The 21,263-nt window shown below is 60.8% G+C and carries 17 protein-coding genes and 1 tRNA gene; 9 read left to right on the forward strand and 9 right to left on the reverse strand.

Annotated elements, in window-relative coordinates; all coding sequences use genetic code 11:
* Nucleotides 1-11 precede the first annotated feature (11 nt).
* Entirely contained in the window at nucleotides 12-1,007 is a 996-nt protein-coding gene (locus CKO11_RS13985) for a hypothetical protein (RefSeq protein WP_223640031.1), read from the reverse strand.
* Nucleotides 1,008-1,170: 163 nt separating this feature from the next.
* Between CKO11_RS13985 and CKO11_RS13990 the strand changes: the two genes are divergently transcribed.
* Complete coding sequence (locus tag CKO11_RS13990; protein WP_223640034.1) at nucleotides 1,171-2,181, forward strand: hypothetical protein; 1,011 nt, start codon at nucleotides 1,171-1,173, stop codon at nucleotides 2,179-2,181.
* Between the two features lie 42 nt (nucleotides 2,182-2,223).
* Here the strand turns inward: CKO11_RS13990 and CKO11_RS13995 are convergent, their stop codons facing one another.
* The 8 genes from CKO11_RS13995 to CKO11_RS14030 all read right to left on the reverse strand — a co-directional run bounded on the left by CKO11_RS13995 (nucleotide 2,224) and on the right by CKO11_RS14030 (nucleotide 15,341).
* The gene (locus CKO11_RS13995) at nucleotides 2,224-5,034 is read right to left on the reverse strand and encodes a glycosyltransferase (protein WP_223640037.1); all 2,811 of its coding nucleotides are present in this window, start codon (nucleotides 5,032-5,034) and stop codon (nucleotides 2,224-2,226) included.
* Between the two features lie 10 nt (nucleotides 5,035-5,044).
* On the reverse strand, nucleotides 5,045-5,596 hold the full coding sequence (locus CKO11_RS14000; RefSeq protein ID WP_223640039.1) for a hypothetical protein: 552 nt from the start codon (nucleotides 5,594-5,596) through the stop codon (nucleotides 5,045-5,047).
* A 142-nt stretch (nucleotides 5,597-5,738) separates the two neighbouring features.
* Entirely contained in the window at nucleotides 5,739-6,518 is a 780-nt protein-coding gene (gene mtgA / locus CKO11_RS14005) for a monofunctional biosynthetic peptidoglycan transglycosylase (protein ID WP_223640041.1), read from the reverse strand.
* 88 nt (nucleotides 6,519-6,606) lie between these two features.
* Nucleotides 6,607-11,145: a glutamate synthase large subunit gene (gene gltB, locus CKO11_RS14010; RefSeq protein WP_223640043.1), complete on the reverse strand. Its 4,539-nt coding sequence runs from the start codon at nucleotides 11,143-11,145 to the stop codon at nucleotides 6,607-6,609.
* The gene (locus tag CKO11_RS14015; protein ID WP_223640045.1) at nucleotides 11,142-11,873 is read right to left on the reverse strand and encodes a hypothetical protein; all 732 of its coding nucleotides are present in this window, start codon (nucleotides 11,871-11,873) and stop codon (nucleotides 11,142-11,144) included. The genes gltB and CKO11_RS14015 overlap by 4 nt, the downstream gene beginning before the upstream one ends.
* Nucleotides 11,874-11,927: 54 nt before the next feature.
* Nucleotides 11,928-13,361 (reverse strand): NAD(P)-dependent oxidoreductase, encoded by a 1,434-nt coding sequence (locus CKO11_RS14020; protein WP_223640047.1) that lies wholly within the window; start codon nucleotides 13,359-13,361, stop codon nucleotides 11,928-11,930.
* Between the two features lie 195 nt (nucleotides 13,362-13,556).
* On the reverse strand, nucleotides 13,557-14,351 hold the full coding sequence (locus CKO11_RS14025; RefSeq protein WP_223640050.1) for an undecaprenyl-diphosphate phosphatase: 795 nt from the start codon (nucleotides 14,349-14,351) through the stop codon (nucleotides 13,557-13,559).
* Between the two features lie 3 nt (nucleotides 14,352-14,354).
* Complete coding sequence (locus tag CKO11_RS14030) at nucleotides 14,355-15,341, reverse strand: complex I NDUFA9 subunit family protein (protein ID WP_223640053.1); 987 nt, start codon at nucleotides 15,339-15,341, stop codon at nucleotides 14,355-14,357.
* 174 nt (nucleotides 15,342-15,515) lie between these two features.
* Between CKO11_RS14030 and CKO11_RS14035 the strand changes: the two genes are divergently transcribed.
* From CKO11_RS14035 to hpf, 8 genes are all read left to right on the forward strand, one after another.
* Nucleotides 15,516-15,600 (forward strand) — tRNA-Leu (locus tag CKO11_RS14035).
* 281 nt (nucleotides 15,601-15,881) lie between these two features.
* On the forward strand, nucleotides 15,882-16,859 hold the full coding sequence (locus tag CKO11_RS14040) for an MrcB family domain-containing protein (RefSeq protein ID WP_223640055.1): 978 nt from the start codon (nucleotides 15,882-15,884) through the stop codon (nucleotides 16,857-16,859).
* Nucleotides 16,860-17,039: 180 nt separating this feature from the next.
* Complete coding sequence (locus CKO11_RS14045; protein WP_223640057.1) at nucleotides 17,040-17,654, forward strand: ribonuclease D; 615 nt, start codon at nucleotides 17,040-17,042, stop codon at nucleotides 17,652-17,654.
* Complete coding sequence (locus tag CKO11_RS14050) at nucleotides 17,635-18,591, forward strand: SIS domain-containing protein (RefSeq protein WP_223640059.1); 957 nt, start codon at nucleotides 17,635-17,637, stop codon at nucleotides 18,589-18,591. The genes CKO11_RS14045 and CKO11_RS14050 overlap by 20 nt, the downstream gene beginning before the upstream one ends.
* The gene (locus CKO11_RS14055) at nucleotides 18,591-19,190 is read left to right on the forward strand and encodes a hypothetical protein (protein ID WP_223640061.1); all 600 of its coding nucleotides are present in this window, start codon (nucleotides 18,591-18,593) and stop codon (nucleotides 19,188-19,190) included. The genes CKO11_RS14050 and CKO11_RS14055 overlap by 1 nt, the downstream gene beginning before the upstream one ends.
* 7 nt (nucleotides 19,191-19,197) lie before the next feature.
* Nucleotides 19,198-19,692, forward strand: a complete 495-nt coding sequence (gene lptA / locus CKO11_RS14060; protein WP_223640063.1) for a lipopolysaccharide transport periplasmic protein LptA — start codon at nucleotides 19,198-19,200, stop codon at nucleotides 19,690-19,692.
* Nucleotides 19,689-20,447, forward strand: coding sequence for an LPS export ABC transporter ATP-binding protein (lptB, locus tag CKO11_RS14065; protein WP_223640066.1), 759 nt, complete (start codon nucleotides 19,689-19,691; stop codon nucleotides 20,445-20,447). The genes lptA and lptB overlap by 4 nt, the downstream gene beginning before the upstream one ends.
* A 228-nt stretch (nucleotides 20,448-20,675) precedes the next feature.
* Nucleotides 20,676-21,251 (forward strand): ribosome hibernation-promoting factor, HPF/YfiA family, encoded by a 576-nt coding sequence (hpf, locus tag CKO11_RS14070; protein ID WP_223640069.1) that lies wholly within the window; start codon nucleotides 20,676-20,678, stop codon nucleotides 21,249-21,251.
* The last annotated feature ends 12 nt before the right edge of the window (nucleotides 21,252-21,263 follow it).

A 21,263-nucleotide genomic window follows, 5' to 3' on the forward strand; every position in this document is an offset into this window, starting at 1 on the left:
TCAGGGCAGGGTCACTGCCTTTTCCAAAGGGTCGTGATCAGATTTGAGATTTGCTCCAACTCCGCATCCGAGGCCGAAAGCGTCTGCGGGGGCGGATAGTCACGCGGCACGAAAAGTGTGGCGCGGTCCGGGAAGAAGGTTTGCCGGACCCATTCGTTCGATCCGGAAAAACAGTCTCGATAGGCCTTGAGAAGCGCTGCATCGGGCACATATTTCGGTCCCGTGCCGAAATGGCGTTCAAACACCCGGTGGATCTGTCCGCGCTGCGGATTGGGGCGGCCACGGCGGTCGAATTTCGGTATTTTCCGGTTGATACGGGTCAGCAGCGCTTGGCCCAGCAGGTTCAAAGAGGAATTCTCCGTCTCAGGGACGGTAAAGTTGGTGCTGTCGATGCCAGCGACCTGCGCAAAATCGGCAATGATATCCCCTTGAAAAAGCTCTCTGCGGTCAAACAGGCGCACGGTGAGGGCATCCTGCCCGAATGCAGCACACCAGGCTTTCAGCAGGGCTTCATAGTCGGTTTCACCGCCGCGCTCGGGTGGGCGCGGCGCGATCAGCGTGCCGCCGGTCTTGATCGCGGTGTCATACATCGAGACCGCGTAATCCACCGGATCACGCAGATAAACCAGAACCCGGATTCTGTCGAACATCTCTGACAGGATGCCCTGCAGGGTCTTAATTTCTTGGGGTTTCAGAAAGCTCAGATGTTCGGCGCTGATGATGCAGCGCAGGGCTTGCGCATTTGCGATTTCGGCGCGGAAAGCGTCCAGCCAGGCGGCGCGCGCGGCTTGCTGGTCCTGAGGGTCGCGGATGCCGCGCATCCGCAGGTAGCTGTCGGTCAGCGGTCCGGACTGGACGATGGCGGGCAGGTTGCGGTGATTGCGCTCCCCCAACGAGTTGGGCAGCATGATCCCCTGCTGCGCCATCCGGTCGGCATTGGCTTGCATGAAGCCTTGCACCGATGTGCTGCCGGTTTTTCCGGTTCCGATATGAAGAAGAAGATCCATGGCGCGGTGCCTCCTGCGCGGATAGAGTTAGCAGAAACCACCTCTGGGGAAAACGTGCAAGAGGTCCGGATCAGGCCGAAGATCGGTGGCCCGGTGCTGGCAATTGCAGTCCTACCAGACATGCGCTAGCACAGCCAAACAACGCTTCGGAAAGGGCGGGAAGATGGCCAGGATCATCCTGCATATCGGCACCCATAAGACCGCGACGACAACAATCCAGAACGTGTTCTACCGCAATGCGGCGCTACTGGCGCGGCATGGGATACTTTATCCGAAGCTGGGCAAACCGACCGGACATCATGGTTTGTCGGGCGATTGGTACCGCGATCTGCCGAAAAACCTACAATATTCAGGTGGTAGCCGCGCCGCTTGGCGCGATCTGGCGCGGCGGTACGCATCGGGCGATCACACGGTGTTCCTGTCTTCGGAAACCCTATCCGTGGGGCATCCGAACGGGGCGCCTGATTATGGTTGGATCCGCGAAACGCTGGCCCCTTTTGAAGAAGTCCGCGTGCTGTGCGTACTGCGCGAGCAATGGCAGTTCATGCAATCGCTGTTTTTGGAAGTTGGCAAAAAAGCGGTCCCGCCGCAGCCCGATGAGCTGGTGCGCAAGGCATTGGCGGGCGATTACTGCACTGGGATGTGGACCGATTATCAGGGCTTCTATGACCGGTTGCTTCAAAGCTTCGCGCCGCAGGAAATCCGCTTTCTCGATTTCGATACCGCGCGTAGGGCAGAGGGCGGCATTCTTGGGGCGGTGCTGCGGGAGGCTGGCTGTGCGCTGCGCGCGGAGGAGCTGGATCAGGGCAATGGTCGGGCCAATCTTTCGCCGCCGCCGCTGCCGGCTTGGGCGGCTTCTGTTGCCGCCCGGCCTGAGGTTGCCCCGGATTGGCTGGTCGCAGAGGCGCAATCCGTCTTTCAACTGATTTTTGGTCAAGAGGCCCGCTCTTGCCTGTTCACCCGCGAAGAGCAGCAAAAACTCGATCGGCATTTCGCGCCGCTCAATGCCGCGCTGGCGGCGGGTCTCGCGCCGTTGCAACCCGGCTTTGCGATTTCCCGCACCCCATCGGAAAAGCTGGATCACCTGATTTTCCGCAACCGTATCAAGGCGGATTTCTGGATGCGGATGACCCGGCGCGCGACCCGGAAAGTGCTGACGCAAGCGCGCCGCTAAGCGGGCGCTGCGCGGTTATCCTTTCACGCGCCAGACCGGCAATCAGGGCAGAAACGCCTGATCTTGCAAGGCGCGGGCCCGTTTCCGCGCCGCATCACTCAGACGAAGTAACTGCCCCCTTGCGGCATCAAGGGCCAAGACGGCATTGGCGGCCGCAGACGGATCATCGGGCGGCACAACAAAGCCTGTTTCGCCGCTGCGCACCATGTCGGGCGGGGCGCCGCGATCATAGCAAATCACGGGTCTTCCACCGGCCATGGCCTCCATAACCGTGCGGCCGAAGCTTTCGGCAAATTTCGACAGGCTCATCACGACATCAACCTGCGCGATAGCCTCTTCGGGGGTTTCGGCATAATCGCGGAAATCCACATTATCCGGCAAAGGTTGCAGCAGATGCAGATCGCGGCTGGGCGGCCCGATCAGCAAAAACCGTATTGGTCGTTTCTGCGCTGCCACGATCCGTGCGATGCGCAGAAAATCCGTGACGCCTTTCTTGGCAACATTGCTGCTAATCAGCCCGATCCGAAGCACATCTTGCGGGGCGAAAGGAAGCGCAAACAGGGTTTCGGGCACGGAATTCGGGCGCACGACGACCCGCTCCGGGCAATCAAGCCAGTGAGCGACGATATTCGAATTGGCGACAAAGCGATCGGCCTGATCCAGAAGCTGGCGGCGCAGCTCCGCAGCACTGCAATTCAGGGTCCGGCGCAGGGCAACGTCATCTTCGGGCAATTCGCGGACATGGACCACGGTTTCGATGCCTTCTGCGGCGGCCGCAACAAGCGGGGCATCCTGAACCAGGGTATTCACATGGACCGTTTTCGGCTGGTAGCGCCGAATCAGCGCGCGGATCGCCGTAACCGTCCGGGGATCGGGATCGCGCCCGGCGTGGCGCCAGATCTGGGGCAGACATTCCACCGCGACACTTACCTTGCGCAGTTGCGTGAGATAGTCGCGATTGCGCAAGGTAGGGACGACAACCACAGGCGCCGCGCCGCGCCCGGCCATCCGTGTCAGCACGTCGATCAGGCTGCGCTCTGCCCCGAACAGGGTTTTGCCCAGACTATGGGCGAAGAACAGGCAATCGGGCGTTCTGTCCTGCAATGCGCCTTCAAAGCGTGGCAAAGGCGGGGCGCCTTGGGCCCGGCCTTCGCGCTCATACTGGATCAGGGGGACGGTCTCATCGTCTAGGTTTTGGGCCAGACGATAGCCGCCGGAGCTGAATAAGGGCCCGGGATCGCGATCTTCGCGACCGCCGCCCAGAAGATGGTGGCGGACGGGGCCGATGCCAGAGCGGTATACATCAGGATGGGCTTTCAGATACCAGTCCGGGTCGAACAGCTCGGAGGTCGAAAGCAGATCATAGTCTGAGGGCGGCCCTTCGGGATCACCGCATCCGATCAGTGCCGGAACCCGGAAAGGCCTGACTTCAGGAAATTCCGGCAAGAACAGAGCCTTGTCGCCATCTTTGAGGGATATGCTGTGCCAGTAGTGGGCGGCCTCCATATAGTCCCGCCGCACGCCGGAAAACTGACTGCGCAGATGTGTCTCTGACTGCATGGTAAGCGATCCAGCCGCCGTGCGCCCAAAGGAAAGCGGCACACCGGGGAACACTTCGCGGATCGCGGAGGGGCCAAAAGCGGCGATGATCCGGTAGTAATATTCGGTATCTGCATTGACCCGGACCCGGTCCCAGTATCCAAGCCTCTCGCGTAACTCTGCGCGCAGCATCAGCGAAGAGACATTCCGGTAAACCCAGCCCTGATCCATGCGCCACAGGGTCATATCCAGATCATCGCTGGCACGGACCCAATGGGACACTGTGGCCATGCAATCGGGATCTTCCAAAAGGATACGGGCCTGAGCCGCGATCTTTTCAGGATGGGACCAGTCATCTGCGTCATGCACCGTGATGAAAGCCCCCGTGGCGGCAGTAAGCCCGGCATTGCGCGCCGGATAGGCCCCGCAGTTCCTTGCTTGCGGCAGAACACGGATACGCCGATCCCGGGCCGCCCAGGCTTGGGCGACGGCTAGGCTGTCATCTGTGGAGCCGTCATCAACGACAAGAATTTCAAGGTTCTGCCAGCTTTGCGCCACCAGACCACGCAGCGCGGTGCTGAGCCCCCCATGCCCGCCCGTCGCCGCGTTGAAAACCGGCACGATCACACTGACCAGGGGAAGGTCTTCCTGTGTGGTCTCCGCCGGTGCGGCGCTGGCCTGAAGCCGGTCGAAACGGGCCCCGTCCCCGGGTGCGAGTGTGACGGGGGCCAGACCGTGCGGGGGGTGTAGCGCGGACAGGCTGACAGACAGCGCCGCATCTTCGGCCCCGTCCGCCCGTATCAGCAGCATCTGCGCCAGACTGAGGTCTGGCCGGGGACCGAAATGGTCTAGAGCCTCTGCCAAGAAACGTTCTGCGCCAGTTTGGTCATTGCAGGCCAGACAGGCCTGAACGCCCAGCAGCCACGGGCCCATATGCGCCACCACGCGGGCGGCGTCCGGGGTCTCAAGGAACAGCAAAATTGCGGCGTGGGCGGCAGGCCAGTCGCTTTGTGCGCCATACCAGCGCGCCAGTGCCCAGCCGGCCGCGGCGCGTTCGCGTTGCGATGGGCCAGCCAGCAGCGCTTTTAGCGCGGTCAGGGCAGCGCTATCCTGCCCGTTCCAAAGCATATGCTCCAACTCAAAGGCCTGCACAGGGGCCCCGAGTCGCCCTTCTGCCCGGCCGGTATTGCGGTAGTGATCCCAAGGATCCATCCCTGAAATGCGGACATCTTCATGCCGTTCCAGGTACCAAACCGGGTCGAAATCATCCCACAGGCTGTCCTGCGGATCACCGGATGGGGCTTTTTCGGTCAAAACAATGCTCTCAGCCTCTGGAGCGGCCCTCGGCTTGCCCATACATCACATAATGTACAAGGGCCGGCCAACCGGCATCCGCAATGTCCCGGTTCGCCAGATAATAGGCCATGGTATCGAAATCCGGGCCGGGATTGCGCCCCTCAAAGGCACCGGCGCGGACATAATGTTCGATCGGGCTCATGCCGGAACCGGCAAGATCGGGATAGGTTTGCAGATACCACGACGGATCGAACAGTTCGCTGCCCGTCAGAAGTTCAATCTGGACCGAGAAATCCGGCACACCGGCTGCGGGCCCGTTCTGCCAGTTGGCATGGCGGATATCGGCCAGTTTCAGTTCAAGGGCGTGACGGCGGCGCAGATCCTCAATCTGCTGGGCCATGTTCTCTTCGCGGGCGGCATCCAGCGCTTCGAGTTGGCGGGTCAAAGTTGCGATTTCCTGAAAACGCGCATCAAGCATGGTTTTCAGGGCGGCAATCTCTTCGCGCAACAGGGCCTGAATTTCCGCATGGCTCTGCGCTTCAGTTTGTCGGTCCGGGCGGGTGGGGGCTGAGGCTGTCATGGGACTGTTTACTCATTCCATCAATTAAACTTCCGGGGTCGTGTCGCGGATGCTGCGGAAAGTCTTTGGCTGCGCGCCCCAGGCAGGCGAAGGCTCGGTTTTTTAGGCGTCAAGGTCAAGGGGCATCGGCGCGATCGGCTTCTTATTGGCTGAAACAAGCTGCGCGTCCATCGGCGCGGATGGTCGCGGCGCCATCGGCAATCGCGGTGGCGCGGCGGGACACAAAGCGCGAGGGTTTTGCTGCCGAACGCCCCTTTGGGTCGGGCAGGACTGCGGCCAAAAGCGCCGCTTGGCGCGCGGTCAGCTTTTCGGGCGTGGTGCGGAAATAGTGGAAGGCAGCGGCATTGACGCCGAACACGCCCTCGCCAAATTCCGCGACATTTAGATAGATTTCTAAGATCCGCCGCTTTGTCCAGATCGCTTCGACCGCCGGGGTCAGCAGGGCTTCCATCGCCTTGCGCGCCCAGCTTCGGCCCTGCCACAAGAAAACGTTCTTCACCACCTGCTGCGAGATCGTCGAAGCGCCGCGATTGCCGCCCGCATCGATGGCTTGGCGGATCGCCCCCATGTCAAAGCCCCAATGGCGGCAGAAATTCGCGTCTTCCGCAGCCACCACGGACCGCAGCATCACCGGGGCAATGTCTTCTACATCGCTCCATTCCTGATCGATGCCATCAAGGCGGCGGCTTTCGCTCCACATCGTGTAGGTGGTGGGCGGGTTGAGGAAATCATAGACAACGATCAGACCCAGATAGGCCGCCAGCACACCAAGCCCGATCCGCGCGGCCCAGCCGCCCAAGAACTGCCAAAGCGCGATGATCCGGCTGCGCAGGCCGACACCGACAGATGCTTTCTTCGTGGTTTTTTTTCTGCTTCGCCCCATGCCGCCATAAGCCATGCCGGGCGCGGGCTGGTCAAGCATTTGCCCGTGCCCTCGCGCCTTGGCCACGGGACAAAGCAAAGGGGCGATGCTTTGCAGCACCGCCCCCGCTTTAGATCTTTGCTGCGCCTTACTCGGCCGGAACCGCTTTCGGCTCATCCGACAGCGGGTAGGGCAAGTGCACCAGCATTTCTTTCGGGCAGACCTGCACGAAGTTTTTCTTCTCGGTTTCCCAATCGGCCAACAGCGCTGCGCCCTTGGCCGAGCCGGTTTCTTTCACATGCCGTTCGATCAGACCTTTGAGTTGCGCTTCCCAATGCGGATGGGTCACGGCGCAAGTCACAAGGCTTTCGAGGTTCATGTAATCTTCGGCCACGCTGTCGGGGTCATAAAGATAGGCCATGCCCCCGGTCATCCCGGCACCGAAGTTGGCCCCGATGCTGCCCAAGATCACCGCGACACCGCCGGTCATGTATTCACAACCGTTCGAGCCGCAGCCTTCGACCACAACCTTGGCGCCGGAGTTCCGCACCGCGAAACGCTCGCCCGCACGGCCCGCCGCAAACAAGAAGCCATCGGTGGCGCCATAAAGCACCGTGTTACCGACAATCGTGTTCTCGGCTGCAACAAGCGGGCTGGCCATCGGCGGGCGCACCACGATGGTGCCGCCCGAAAGGCCCTTGCCCACATAGTCGTTGGCATCGCCCGACACTTCGATCTTCAGCCCCGGAGCCGCAAACGCGCCCAGCGATTGCCCGCAAGAGCCGGTTAGCTTCACCGTTAGATGGTCGGGTTGCAGCGCGTTGCGCATGCCGAAGTTCTTGACGATATGGCTCGATGCGCGCGTGCCGATGGTGCGCAGCGTGTTGCGCACGGCATAGCTGAGCTGCATCTTTTCGCCGTCTTCGAAGAAGCGGTGACCATCTTTGATGATTTCCGCATCCAGCGTATCGGGCACGTAGTTGCGCGGTTTGGAGCGGTCATAGACGATCTTATCCCAGCCATCGACGGTGATCAAAAGCGGGTTCAGGTCAAGGTCATCAAGGTGGGCCGAGCCCCGCGAGACTTGGGTGAGCAGGTCGGCCCGGCCGATGATTTCATCAAGCGAGCGCGCCCCGATCGAGGCCATGATCTCGCGCACTTCTTGCGCGTAGAAGGTGATCAGGTTCACGACCTTATCTGCCGAACCGGTGAATTTGGCGCGCAGTTTCGGGTCTTGCGTACACACGCCCACCGGGCAGGTGTTCGACTGGCACTGCCGCACCATGATGCAGCCCATGGCGATCAGCGCCGCGGTGCCGATGCCATATTCCTCGGCGCCCATCATCGCGGCCATGACAATGTCACGCCCCGTGCGCAAGCCACCATCGGTGCGCAGCGTCACCCGCTCGCGCAGGTTGTTCATCGCCAGCACCTGATGCGCCTCGGTCAGACCCATCTCCCACGGCAGACCGGCATATTTCACCGAAGTCGCGGGCGAGGCCCCGGTGCCACCATTGTGGCCCGAGATCAGGATGATATCGGCTTTCGCCTTGGCGACACCGGCGGCAATCGTGCCAACGCCCGAAGACGCGACAAGCTTCACCGTCACCTTGGCGCGCGGGTTGATCTGCTTGAGGTCGTAGATCAGCTGCGCGAGGTCTTCGATGGAGTAAATATCGTGGTGCGGCGGCGGCGAGATCAGCGTCACGCCTTTGGTCGAGTGCCGCAGACGCGCGATGAGTTCCGTCACTTTCATGCCCGGAAGCTGGCCGCCCTCACCGGGTTTTGCGCCTTGGGCGACCTTGATTTCCAGCTCTTCACAGGCGTTGAGGTATTCGGCGGTCACGCCAAAGCGCCCCGACGCCACCTGTTTCACCTTCGCCGAGGGGTTATCCCCGTTCGGTTCTGGCACGAAATGCGCCGGATCTTCGCCGCCTTCGCCGCTGTCGGATTTCGCACCGATACGGTTCATTGCGACGTTGAGCAGCTTGTGTGCCTCGGGCGACAGCGCGCCCAGCGACATGCCGGGGGTGACGAAGCGTTTGCGGATCGCGGTGATGCTTTCCACTTCTTCAATCGGCACCGGTTTGCCCAAGGGCTTGATGTCGAGCATGTCACGAATGTGGATCGGCGGGTTCGCCCGCATCATCGCGGAATATTGCTTCCACATATCGTAGCTGGAGCGGTCACAGGCCGCTTGCAGCATATGCATCGACTGCGCGCCCCAAGCATGCGTTTCGCCCGATTTGCGCGCCTTGTAAAAGCCGCCAATCGGCAAGACGTCTTGGCCGCCGCGCCAGCCTTTGGCGTGCACCTCTTCCAGTTTGCGCTGGATGCCATGCAGGCCCATGCCCGAGATGCGGCTTTGCATGCCCGGGAAATATTCAGCCACCATCGCGCGCGACAGGCCCACCGCTTCAAAGTTCAGACCGCCGCGATAAGACGAGATGATCGAGATGCCCATCTTCGACATGATCTTGAGAAGGCCCGCGTCGATCGCATCGCGATAGCGGCGCAGGTTGTCTTCGAGCGAGCCTTCCAGCAGGCCGCGTTCGATCCGGTCGGCAATGCTGTCTTGCGCAAGGTAGGCGTTGACCGTGGTCGCGCCCGCGCCGATCAGCACGGCGAAGTAATGGCTATCGACACATTCGGCCGAGCGCACATTGACCGAGGTAAAGGTGCGCAGCCCCTTTTTCGTCAGCCAAGAATGCACCGCCGAAGTGGCCAGGATCATCGGCATCGCCACCTTGTCGGCGCCTTGATGTTCATCCGTCAGCACCAGATGCGCGGCCCCCGAACGCACCGCATCTTCGGCCTCGGCGCGGATCCGCTCCAGCCCCTCGCGCAGCGCGTCTTGCCCGGCACCGGCGGCAAAGGTGCAATCGATCACCGTCACCGTGCTGGCAAAGGTTTTCATCATCACGTCGAATTCGGCATTCGCGACGAACGGGCTTTCAAGGATCCAGATTTCCGTCTGGGTGCCGTTTTCATCAAGCACGTTCTTAAGGTTGCCGAACCGCGTTTTCAGGCTCATCACCCGGCTTTCGCGCAGGCTGTCGATCGGCGGGTTGGTGACCTGACTGAAGTTCTGCCGGAAGAAATGGCTTAGCGGGCGATATTTCTTCGACAAAACCGCAGGCGGCGTGTCATCGCCCATCGAGGCGACGGCTTCCTTGCCGTCCTCGGCCATCGGCGACAGGATGTTTTCAAGCTCTTCGACCGAATAGCCAGCCGCGATCTGGCGCTTGCGCAACTCGGCCCCAGCGTGCAGCGCCTTTTCCGGCACGTCGCGCAGGATCGCGTTCAGATCGACCACTTTGCCGACCCATTCGCCAAACGGTTGGCTGTTGGCCAGCGCATCCTTGATTTCGCGGTCGTGGTAAAGTTTGCCCTCGGCCATATCGACGGCAATCATCTGCCCCGGGCCAAGCGCGCCTTTTTCGCGCACGGTCATTTCATCGACCGGCACCATGCCCGCTTCGGACCCGGCGATCAGCATGCCGTCGCCCGTCACAACATAGCGCATCGGGCGCAGGCCGTTGCGGTCAAGCCCGCCGCAGACCCAGCGGCCATCGGTCATCGCCAGCGCAGCGGGGCCGTCCCACGGCTCCATCACGGCGTTGCAATAGGCATACATGTCTTGCCAGGCTTGCGGCATGTCGGTCGTGGTTTTCGACCACGCCTCGGGCACCAGCATGGTTTTCGTCATCGGGGCAGACCGGCCCGAGCGCACCATCAGTTCAAAGACCGCATCGAACGCGCCCGAATCCGACGCGCCGGCCGGGATGATCGGTTTGATGTCTTCGGCGGCGTCGCCAAAGGCATTCGAGGCCATGCGGATCTCATGGCTCTTCATCCAGTTGATGTTGCCCTTGATCGTGTTGATTTCGCCGTTGTGAGCCAACATGCGGAAGGGCTGCGCCAGCCACCATTGCGGGAAGGTGTTGGTCGAATAGCGCTGGTGATAGATCGCGAAAGCCGAGGTGAAGCGTTCGTCTTTAAGATCCGGGTAGAATTCGGCCACTTGCTCGGCCAGCATCATGCCCTTGTAGATGATCGAACGGCACGACAGCGAACAGATATAAAGCCCGTTGATCTGTGCCGCGACGGCGGCTTTCTCGATCCGGCGACGGATGATGTACAGCTCGCGCTCGAATTGTTCTTCGTCGATGTCCTTTTCGCAGCGGATCAGGATTTGCTCGATTTCCGGGCGGGTGGCATTGGCCTTTTCGCCCAGAACCGAGGTGTTCACCGGCACATGGCGCCAGCCATAGATATAATGGCCCATCCGCAGCACTTCGGTTTCCACGATCGTGCGGCAGCGTTCCTGCGCGCCGAAATCGGTACGCGGCAAGAAGACTTGGCCCACAGCAACCAGCTTTTCGCGGTCGGGCTCGTGGCCGGTGCGGCGGATTTGGTCATAGAAATAGGGGGCTGGGATCTGCACATGGATGCCCGCGCCATCGCCGGTTTTGCCATCGGCATCGACCGCGCCACGGTGCCAAATCGCCTTGAGCGCATCGATGCCCGAGGCCACGACCGCGCGGCTGGCCTTGCCATTGAGCGCCACGACAAGACCCACCCCACAGGAGGCATGTTCGTCTTCGGACTTATAGAGCGAATGCTCATCCATCCACTTGCGCTTGGCTTCCTCGGCGGCAACCCAGGCTTCATCGTAGTTCATCATCTCACTACCTCCTTCGAGGGATGGTCAAGCAGGGGCGACAGATCGGTAAGCATCATGTCGCAATCATATTCGGGGGTGGCGGCGGCAAAACCCGCATCGCCGGGAAAGGCGAACCGCACCGGGGTGTCGATATTCGAGGACCGGTCGCCGTAGCTGTTTTCGTAGCTTTCGGTCGCGCCAAAGAAGACGCGCATCTTGCGGCTGATCAGTTGCATGCCTTCGCGGTTGGCCAAAAAGTTGCCCGCCGCATCTTCGACGCGCATCTCGAACCGGCAATATTCCAGCGGGAACCCATCGATCATGGTGCTTTCACCGGTCAGTTCGTCATGGCCGATAAAGCGCTGAACCGTACCGGTGTTGGTGCGTGTGACGAAATCATATTCGTCGCGCCCCGCATCCAGCAGGGTCGAGAACGAGGCGTGATCCTCCGACGCGGCCATATCGAGATATTCGATCTCGCCCGCGAAAAGGTTCACGCTTTCCACCCACCGGGTTTCGCTGTCGATATGGCTCAGGAAATACTCCCCCTCGCCATCGGCAAAGGAAATCCACTGATCGCCCGCCGGGTCGTCCGCACAGGTGTAATAATTCGCCACCTGACACGAGCGCATTTGCACCGTCATATTGAGCGTGCAACCCGAGGGCGGGGTAAACACCGTTCCGGCATGGGCGAGCGGGGCGGCCAAAAGCCCCCCTATCCCTGCCAGAATGGTCCAATGCCGCAGCATCGTCTTACCCCTTTTGAAATGGACCCGATGCACCCGCAGATGCCCGCCGGTAGATTATTCCGCTGCCACGCGCTCTGCGCCGTCAAGGAAGCGGAGGATCTGTTCGCCGGCTTCGCGGCCGTCACGGATCGCCCAGACAACCAAGGAGGCGCCGCGCACGATATCGCCCACCGCATAGACGCCGGGCAAGCTGGTCGCATGGGTGCCGAAATCGGCTTTGACGGTGCCCCAGCGGGTGGTTTCCAGCTCTTCGGTGTTCCATTGCTCGGGCAGGTTTTCGGGCTCAAAGCCAAGCGCGGTGATCACCAGATCGGCGTCTTCTTCATAAAGCCCGCCCTCAATCGGCTCGGGGCTTTGACGGCCCGAGGCATCGGGGGCGCCAAGGCGCATTTTCTGCACGGTGACCGAGCGGACCGGATTACCGGCAAAGGCTTTGGGGGCCGAAAGCCAAACGAATTCGGCGCCTTCTTCCTCGGCATTGGTTACTTCGCGTTGGCTGCCGGGCATGTTGGTGCGGTCACGACGGTAAAGGCATTTGACCGAGGTCGCGCCTTGGCGAATTGCGGTGCGCACACAGTCCATAGCCGTGTCCCCGCCGCCGATCACCAGCACGCGCTTGCCCTCGGCGTTCAGCGTGCCATCTTCAAACTCGGCCACGTCATCGCCAAAGCTTTTGCGGTTCGAGGCGGTCAGGTAGTCGATTGCGCGCACGATCCCCTTGGCATCGCTGCCCGGATCGGTCAGCGCGCGGGTTTTGTAAACGCCCGTCGCGATCAGCACCGCATCATGCTTGCCGCGGATCGCATCGAAAGAGATATCGGTGCCGACGTTGCAGTTCAGTACGAATTCGACGCCACCTTCTTCCAGCTGTTTCACGCGGTTCATCACCACGTCTTTTTCAAGCTTGAAGCCGGGGATGCCATAGGTCAGCAGCCCGCCCGCGCGGTCATTGCGGTCGTAAACGGTCACTTGCACACCGGCACGGCGCAAAACATCGGCTGCGGCAAGGCCACCGGGGCCCCCGCCGATAATACCGACCGACTCGGGCCGGTCTTGGCCGGGTTGGATCTTTTTGACCCAGCCACGATCCCAAGCGGTATCGGTGATGTATTTTTCGATCGCGCCGATCGTCACCGTGCCGTGGCCGGATTGTTCGATCACGCAATTGCCTTCGCACAGGCGGTCTTGCGGGCAGATGCGGCCGCAAATTTCGGGGAAGGTGTTGGTCGATTGGCTGACCTCATAGGCCTCGGCCAAGCGGCCTTCGGCGGTCAGGCGCAGCCAGTCGGGGATATTGTTGTGCAGCGGGCAGTTCGAATGGCAATAGGGCACGCCGCATTGGCTGCAACGCGCGGCCTGTTCGGCAGCCTTTTGATCCGCATATTCGCGGTAAATCTCGTCGAAGTCGTGCGAACGCACGGCGGCATCGCGCTTCTCGGGCGTCTCTTTCGCCGTGCTGACGAATTTGAGCATGCGTTGCTTTGCCATGGTTACACCTCCCATTGGGATAAATCCGGGTTCGCCCTCTTACACCCGGCCAAATCAAATTGAAAGTCAGTATATATGACCTAAATGCAGGAAAAATGCGCCAAGGGCCGGGGTGATGGGCGGAAAATCCGCCAAAATAGGGAAGCAGTAATTACCCAATAGGCGTTTTCGCCGGATTTCTTGAGTGATTCGAGGCTATGCGACGACGCCGGCCGCGACCAAGACCAATAACGCGCCCCCAAAGACGATACGATACCATGCAAAGATCGTGAAACGGTGCGTCCTAATGTAGCCCAGAAGCCATTTCACCGCGACAAAGGCGGTTACGGTCGAAACGGCAAAGGCGATCCCCAGCGCGGTCCAGTCTTCATGCGCCGCCTCGCCACCCAGTTGTTTGAGCAGTTCATAAGCGGTGGCGGCATACATCGTGGGAATGCCGACCAGAAAGGCGAACTCGGTCGCTGCGGCACGGTTCGTTGTGCCCAAAAGCATGGCGATGAAGATCGTCGAGGCCGAACGCGAGGTGCCGGGAAAGACCCCGGCGATGATCTGCGCCACCCCGACCGCGATGGCGACCTTCATCGTGATCGCCGCGCAATCAGGTTTTCGTTCCGCCAGACGCTCGGCAACGATCATCCAGACCCCGCCGACAACCAGCGCAATCGCCACTGGCATCACCGTTTCGGGCAGTTCGAACCCCATTTTCTTGACCAATAGCCCCAAAATGGCGGTGATCCCAAAGGCCACGCCAAGCTTGGTCATGTAGTCGCGGTTCTCGGCTTCGCCTAGTCCAGTGAATAAACCGACGATGCGCCGCCAATAGATCAGGGTCACGGCCAAAATGGCGCCCGCCTGAATGGCGATATTGTAGGTGTCAGAGCGCGCCCCCAGCCAGTTCTCGGCCAAAAGCAGGTGCCCGGTGGAGGAGATCGGCAGGAATTCGGTGATCCCTTCGATCACGCCAAGCGCGACATCGGCCCAATATGACATGGATCAGCCGTGCTTGCGCAGATTCTTGGCCGAAGCCTGAATTGCCTCATATTGCCCATGCGGGCGAAAGCGCCACAGATAATCGGGCAGCACCGCGCCCATCGGTGTGGGGCTAAGGCCCAGATCGGCAAAGCCGCGCGCGTCTTTGGCCACCAGATTGTTGCGATAAAGGTTCTTAAGCTGGTCGCTGGTCAGGATGCGGTTGGTGATCAGCCCCCCCGTCAGCCATTGCACTGTATCGCCCGCAATCGCGACGGCTTTTGACACCGATCCCGGCAGGTTGACGATCATATTCTTGCGGCCAACAACGGCCAGCATCCGTTTCATCAGCTTTTCAAAGCTTTCGACATCCGGGCCACCCAGTTCATAAGTGCCTTCGGCTTGGCCTAGCACGCCCATCACGGCAACCTTCGCCACGTCATCGACATAGACCGGCTGGAACTTCGTTTCGCCTGCGGTGATCGGCAGAACCGGGCTTAGCTTCGTCATCGCCGCGAAGCGGTTGAAGAAATCGTCTTCGGGGCCAAAGATCACCGAGGGGCGCAAAATCACCGCCGTGGGGAAGGCTTTGCGTACAGCCAATTCGCCCCAGCCTTTGGTGCGCGAATATTTGCTGTCCGACTCGTTGTCGGCGCCGATGGCGGAGATATGCACCAGCCGTTCAACGCCGGTTTCGGCCGCAAGGGTGGCGATCCGCTCTGCCCCTTCGGCCTGCACGGCGGAAAAGGTGTTCTTGCCCTCGTTCACCAAAATGCCGACGCAGTTCACCACCGCATCCGCGCCCTGCATCGCGGCGCGCACCGAATTGCTGTCACGCACATTGCAAAAGAAGGGCTCGACCTGGCCCACTGCGCCATAAGGCCGCACGAACAGCGCCTCGTTCGGGCGGCGAACGGCCACGCGCACACGCCAGCCTTCCTTTGCCATGCGCCGGGCGATGTAGCGCCCCACGAACCCCGAACCGCCATAGATCGTGACCAGCTTCGACATCGCCTTCGGCCCCTTATTGCATACCATCGTATCCAGATTTAGCCCCAACCCCCCGCCCAAACAAGGGTGAAGGCAAAGACAGCTAAGCACGGGCGCGGCAGTTGTGCAGAATATTTCTTTCAGCCCCCGTTGACAGCCCCTGAACACCTCTGTAAATCGCCCCTCACGACATCAGCCCAGATGGCGGAATTGGTAGACGCGCACGGTTCAGGTCCGTGTGCCGCAAGGCGTGGAGGTTCGAGTCCTCTTCTGGGCACCATTTACTTGGAAAAGCCCCGTGGTCCTGCTGGACCCCGGGGCTTTCCTTGTTTCCTTTGGCCTTTCGCGCATTTCTGCGGGTGATATGCTTGTCGTACTGCTGTACCCCATAATCCTTTCAGGCGATCATCTCCTGCGATGGTTTGAAGCGCGTCCTGTCGGTGCGCAAAATCCTCTATAAGCAATCAGTTCATGTGCGCCGAAGACAACTGGCAAGGCGAGGTGGTAGGTTGATTAACGTAATTCCAGAGAGGTTTTAGAGAGGTTTTAGAGAGGTTTATTATGCTCGCTGAATACCTATCCCGCCTGGCGGCCGAATATACGCGTGAACGTATGAAGCCATTTGCCGGGTCTGCCTTTGGCGACTTCGTGCGTCACGAGATTGCTGTCGAGGCAAGGAAAATTCTGAGCGTCTGGCCGTTTGATCTGAAAGTGAGAGCCAGCGTCGGCCAGGGTCTTTGGGCATCGGTGCCATGGCTCGCTTTCTTTGACCCGCTCATCACAGAGACGGCGACGAGAGGTTTTTACGTAGTTTACCTGATCAACCCCGATGCGCAGACGATCACGCTGTCGATGAACCAGGGAACGACGGCTGTGATCAATGAGTTTGGGCACGCGCGCGGACTTGAAGTGTTGAAACGCCGAGCCAAAGATATGTGCGATCGGGTACATGAGTTTGCCCGGCGCTTTTCCGAGGAATCGATCGATCTTGGTTCGGGTGCCGGGCTGCCGGCGGGTTATGAGGCCGGACATGCATTCGGCCGAACCTATCGAATGGGCGATTTAAATGATGAGTGCCTTTCCGAAGACTTGCACGTAATGCTCCAAGCCTATGAGGCGCTCGTGAACCGCGGGGGTACGACGCCAAGCGAGGCCATGCAAGAAGAGGCCGGAGGGAAAGATATCGAAGAGACGCGCCGCTACGTTCTATCGCGGCGTATTGAGCGCTCGCCAAAAGTCCGCAAGGACGTACTCAAGGTGAAGCCGCCGATTTGCGAATGCTGCGGGCTCGACCCAGCTCGAGACTATGGTTTCGGCGGGCCTGCCCACGAAGCACCACTGGACGTGCACCATTCGGCTCCTTTGCATGGAATGGCAGAGGGGGAGACGCGTCGCTATAAAGTCCCTGATGATTTCATGGTTCTCTGTCCGACATGCCATCGCATGATTCACAAGACTGAAACGCCGTCGGACCTGGGCAACCTCAAGAGCCGATTGCGTTTCAAGATTGCGCATGATCTGACCTACTTTAATCCCTGACTATTTGCTGTCGCGTCGCAGCTCTCCGAAGCGCCTGGGTCTCACAGGAAGGGCTTGAGCCGCCCTGCCGCAGGTTTTGCGTGGACCGCGCGCGAAAGTGTCAACTTTGCGAAAGCCGAGATGGTGGTATTGGCTGTGCAAAGCGCCTATACCGGCGCAAACGGTTAGAAAGGGCCTCCGGTGACTGTTCATCTGCATCAAAACGACCTGCCCGAGGGCCTTGATCTGGGCCCGGTGGTGGCGGTCGATACCGAAACCATGGGGCTAGACCCGCGCCGCGACCGGCTGTGTCTTGTGCAATTGTCCGCCGGCGATGGCGATGCCCATCTGGTGCAAATCGCCAAGGGCCAGACCGAGGCGCCGCGGCTTTGTGCGTTGCTGGCCGATCCCGGCGTGGAAAAGCTGTTTCACTTCGCGCGTTTTGACGTCGCCGCACTTTATAACGCCTTTGGCGTGGTGACGGCGCCGGTATTTTGCACCAAGATCGCTTCCAAGATGGTGCGTACCTTCACCGACCGGCACGGGCTGAAATATCTGTTGCAGGACCTGTGCGGGGTGGATGTGTCCAAACAGCAGCAAAGCTCGGATTGGGGGGCGCCAGAGCTGACGGCAGCGCAGCACGATTATGCCGCGTCGGACGTGCTCTATCTGCATCAACTCAAAGCGGTTTTGGTGGAGCGTCTGGCCCGCGAAGGCCGCACCGAACTGGCGCAGGCCTGTTTCGATTTCCTGCCGGTGCGCGGGCAGCTTGATCTGCTAGGCTGGGATGAGCCGAATGACATCTTCCACCACTGATTATGCCGCGACCGCGCGCCGGGTGATCGGCATCGAGGTGGCTGGTCTGCAAGCGCTGTCCGACAGCCTTGATGGAGCGTTTGCCGCTGCGGTCGAGATGATCTTGCAAGCCCGAGGGCGGGTGATTGTCTCTGGCATGGGAAAATCGGGCCATGTCGCGCGCAAGATCGCCGCGACGCTGGCCAGCACGGGCACGCCCGCGCAATTCGTCCACCCCGCCGAGGCGAGCCACGGCGATCTGGGTATGGTGACCGAGGCCGATGTGGCGCTGGTGCTGTCAAACTCTGGCGAGACCCCGGAACTGGCCGACCTCATCGCACATACGCGGCGCTTTTCGATCCCGCTGATCGGCGTTGCCGCGCGCCCGGACTCGACGCTGTTGCGGCAAGCCGATGTGGCGCTGGTGCTGCCCAAGGCGGCAGAGGCTTGCGGCACCGGCGTTGTGCCCACGACCTCGACCACGATGACCTTGGCGCTGGGCGATGCCTTGGCGGTGGCGCTGATGGAGCATCGCCAGTTCACGCCCGAACATTTTCGCACTTTTCACCCCGGCGGCAAGCTGGGGGCTAAATTGTCAAAGGTCGCGGATTTGATGCATAGCGATATGCCGCTGGTGCCCCAAGAAACGCCGATGTCCGAGGCGTTGCTGGTGATTTCGCAAAAGGGGTTCGGGGTCGTTGGGGTGACCGATGCCGAGGGGCAGTTGACGGGTATCGTGACCGATGGCGATTTGCGCCGCCATATGGAGGGGCTTTTGTCCCACACGGCGGCACAGGTGATGACCAAAAGCCCCCGCACAATTGACCCGCAGGCATTGGCCGAGGCGGCCGTGGCCCTGATGAACGAACGCAAGATTACCTGCCTTTTCGCGGTGCAAGACAATCGCCCGGTGGGCATTTTGCACATTCATGATTGTTTGCGCGCCGGGGTGGTTTGATGGTGCGCGAAAGCCGCCATTCGATGTTGGTGCAATGGGCCAAGGTGGTCCTGCCGCTGGCGGCGTTGATCCTGCTGTCCACCTTGTTTTTGTTTTCCGGTAAGGTCGATCCGACCACGGCCTCGATCTATGCCAAGGTCGATGTCGATGCATTGGTGGCCGAGCCCCGGCTGACCGCACCGGAATATGCGGGCATGACAGAAGATGGCGCGGCGCTGACGGTGCGGGCGAAGACCGCCACGCCCGATCCGGCGGGGAATGGCGCTTCGGCGCGCCAGGTGATCGCCAAGCTAGAGGGCGCCGATGGCGCGGTCACCGATCTGACCGCCAGCGCCGGGGTGCTGGACCCAGGCGCGGGGCAAATCCTTCTAAGCGATGGGGTCGCGGTGCAAACCTCGGCGGGCTATCGCATGGCAACCGAGACGGTGGAAATGGCGACCGACCGCGCAACCGTGGTGGCGCCCAATGCGGTGCGGGGCGAAGCCCCCTTCGGCATGATCGAGGCCGGGGGAATGCAGATGGGGCGGCCCGACCCTGCCGCGCCTTACGATCTGCACTTCAACGGCGGCGTGAAGCTGATATACCAGCCGCAGAAGTGAGGTTCCGATGCGCTGCCTGCCCTTGATTTTCTCTGCCGTGATCTGTCTGTCTCTCAGTTTGGGGGGCGCGCAGGCCCAACAGGTGGCCTTTGGCGGGTTGCGCGCCAACACCGCCGCCCCGGTCGAAGTGACCGCCGACAGCCTTGATGTGAATCAGGCCGACGGCAAGGCGGTTTTCAGCGGCAATGTGCTGATTGTTCAGGGGCCTTTGCGGATGCAGGCCGGGCGGGTGCAGGTGGAATATGGCAGCGCCGAACGGAAAAGCATTTCGCAATTGCGTGCTTCGGGGGGGGTGACGCTGGTGACCGCGACCGAGGTCGCCGAATCGCGCGAGGCGGTTTATGACGTTGCCAGCGGTGCGGTGGTGATGACCGGCGATGTGCTGCTGACGCAGGGTGATAACGTGTTGTCAGGCCAACGGCTGGATGTGGATCTTGCGACGGGCGCCGGGCAGATGCAGGGGCGCGTGCGCACCGTGTTGCAGCCGGAACAGACACCATGAAAGATGCTGTTGATGTCCCGCAGGGGGCGCCCTCCGGGTTAAGCGTGGTCAGCCTGCGCAAAAGCTACCGCAAGCGGCTGGTGTTGCGCGATGTCTCGCTGACACTGGACCGCGGCGAGGTGGTTGCGCTTTTGGGGCCGAACGGCTCGGGCAAGACCACCTGTTTTTATGCGATTGCGGGGCTTGTCTCACCCGATGCGGGGCAGGTGATGATTGATGGTATCGATGCCACCGCAATGCCGATGTATCGCCGCGCGCGGCTGGGAATCGGCTATCTGCCACAGGAAGCCTCGATTTTTCGTGGGCTTACCGTCGAGCAAAATATCATGGCGGTGCTGGAAATCGCCGTGGATGAAGTGCACCGGCGCCGCGAACGGCTGGAAGAATTGCTGGGCGATTTTGCCATTGCTCACCTGCGCCAAGCGCCTGCGCTGGCCCTTTCGGGCGGCGAGCGGCGGCGTGTGGAAATCGCGCGCTGTCTGGCCGCCGACCCCAAATATTTGCTGCTGGATGAACCCTTCGCCGGGGTGGACCCGATTGCCGTGGGGGAGATTCGCGCGCTTGTGGCGCATCTGAAAGAACGCGGTATCGGTGTTTTGATCACCGATCACAATGTGCGCGAAACGCTCGAGATCGTGGACCGTGCCTATATTTTGCATGATGGCCGTATGCTGATGTCAGGGCGCACCGAGGAGGTGGTGAAGGATGAAAACGTTCGCCGCGTCTATCTGGGCAAGAATTTTCGTATCCAATAATCTGTGCGCAGATGAACAACTTGAGCCAGGTCATTGACACCGACGCAGTTCCGTTCCCAAATATCAGATATGCGTAACCACGGTCCTTATGCCCAAGTTGACGCGCCGACGGTTTTCGGCTCGGTTGGGCTTGTGGACCAGACCTCCCCAGTTTTCGAAAAAAGTTTAACCAACCCGCAACCTTGGCATGCGAGCCCGGGACCGGGACAATAAAGTGAAGGAGAAGCCATGCGTTACCAGATCAGCGGAAAGCAGCTCGACGTTGGCGAAGCCCTGCAGACTCACGTGAAGACCGAACTGGCGGAGACGGTCGACAAGTATATGCAGCGCCCGACCGATGCGACCGTGGTGTTTTCGCGCGCCGCGCATGAGTATGTTTGTGAAACCACCGTTCACCTGTCCACCGGGCTGACCGCTTCGGCGGCGGGGCGCGCCGGCGAGGTTTATGCGGCCTTCGAGGCGTGCCGCGAGAAAATGGACAAGCAGTTGCGCCGTCATAAGCGCCGGCTCAAAGACCACCATCGCGACCGTGTCTCGCCGGTTGAATTTGGTGACGCTGGGTTGTATGTGCTCGCCGCGGAAGAACACGACTCGGAAGCCGAAGGTGACAGCCTTGCACCGGTGATCGTTGCCGAGATGGAGACCAAGGTCCCCACGATCTCGGTGGGCGAAGCGGTGATGCAGATGGAACTGTCGCACAAGCCGTTGCTCGTGTTCCGCAATGAGAAACATGGCGGGGTGAATGTCGTCTATCGCCGTGAAGACGGCAATGTCGGCTGGATCGACCCGCGTAACATCAAGTGAGCGCCGGATGGG

It is taken from the genome of Rhodobacter sp. TJ_12 (assembly GCF_020023995.1).
GTDB lineage: Bacteria > Pseudomonadota > Alphaproteobacteria > Rhodobacterales > Rhodobacteraceae > Rhodobacter.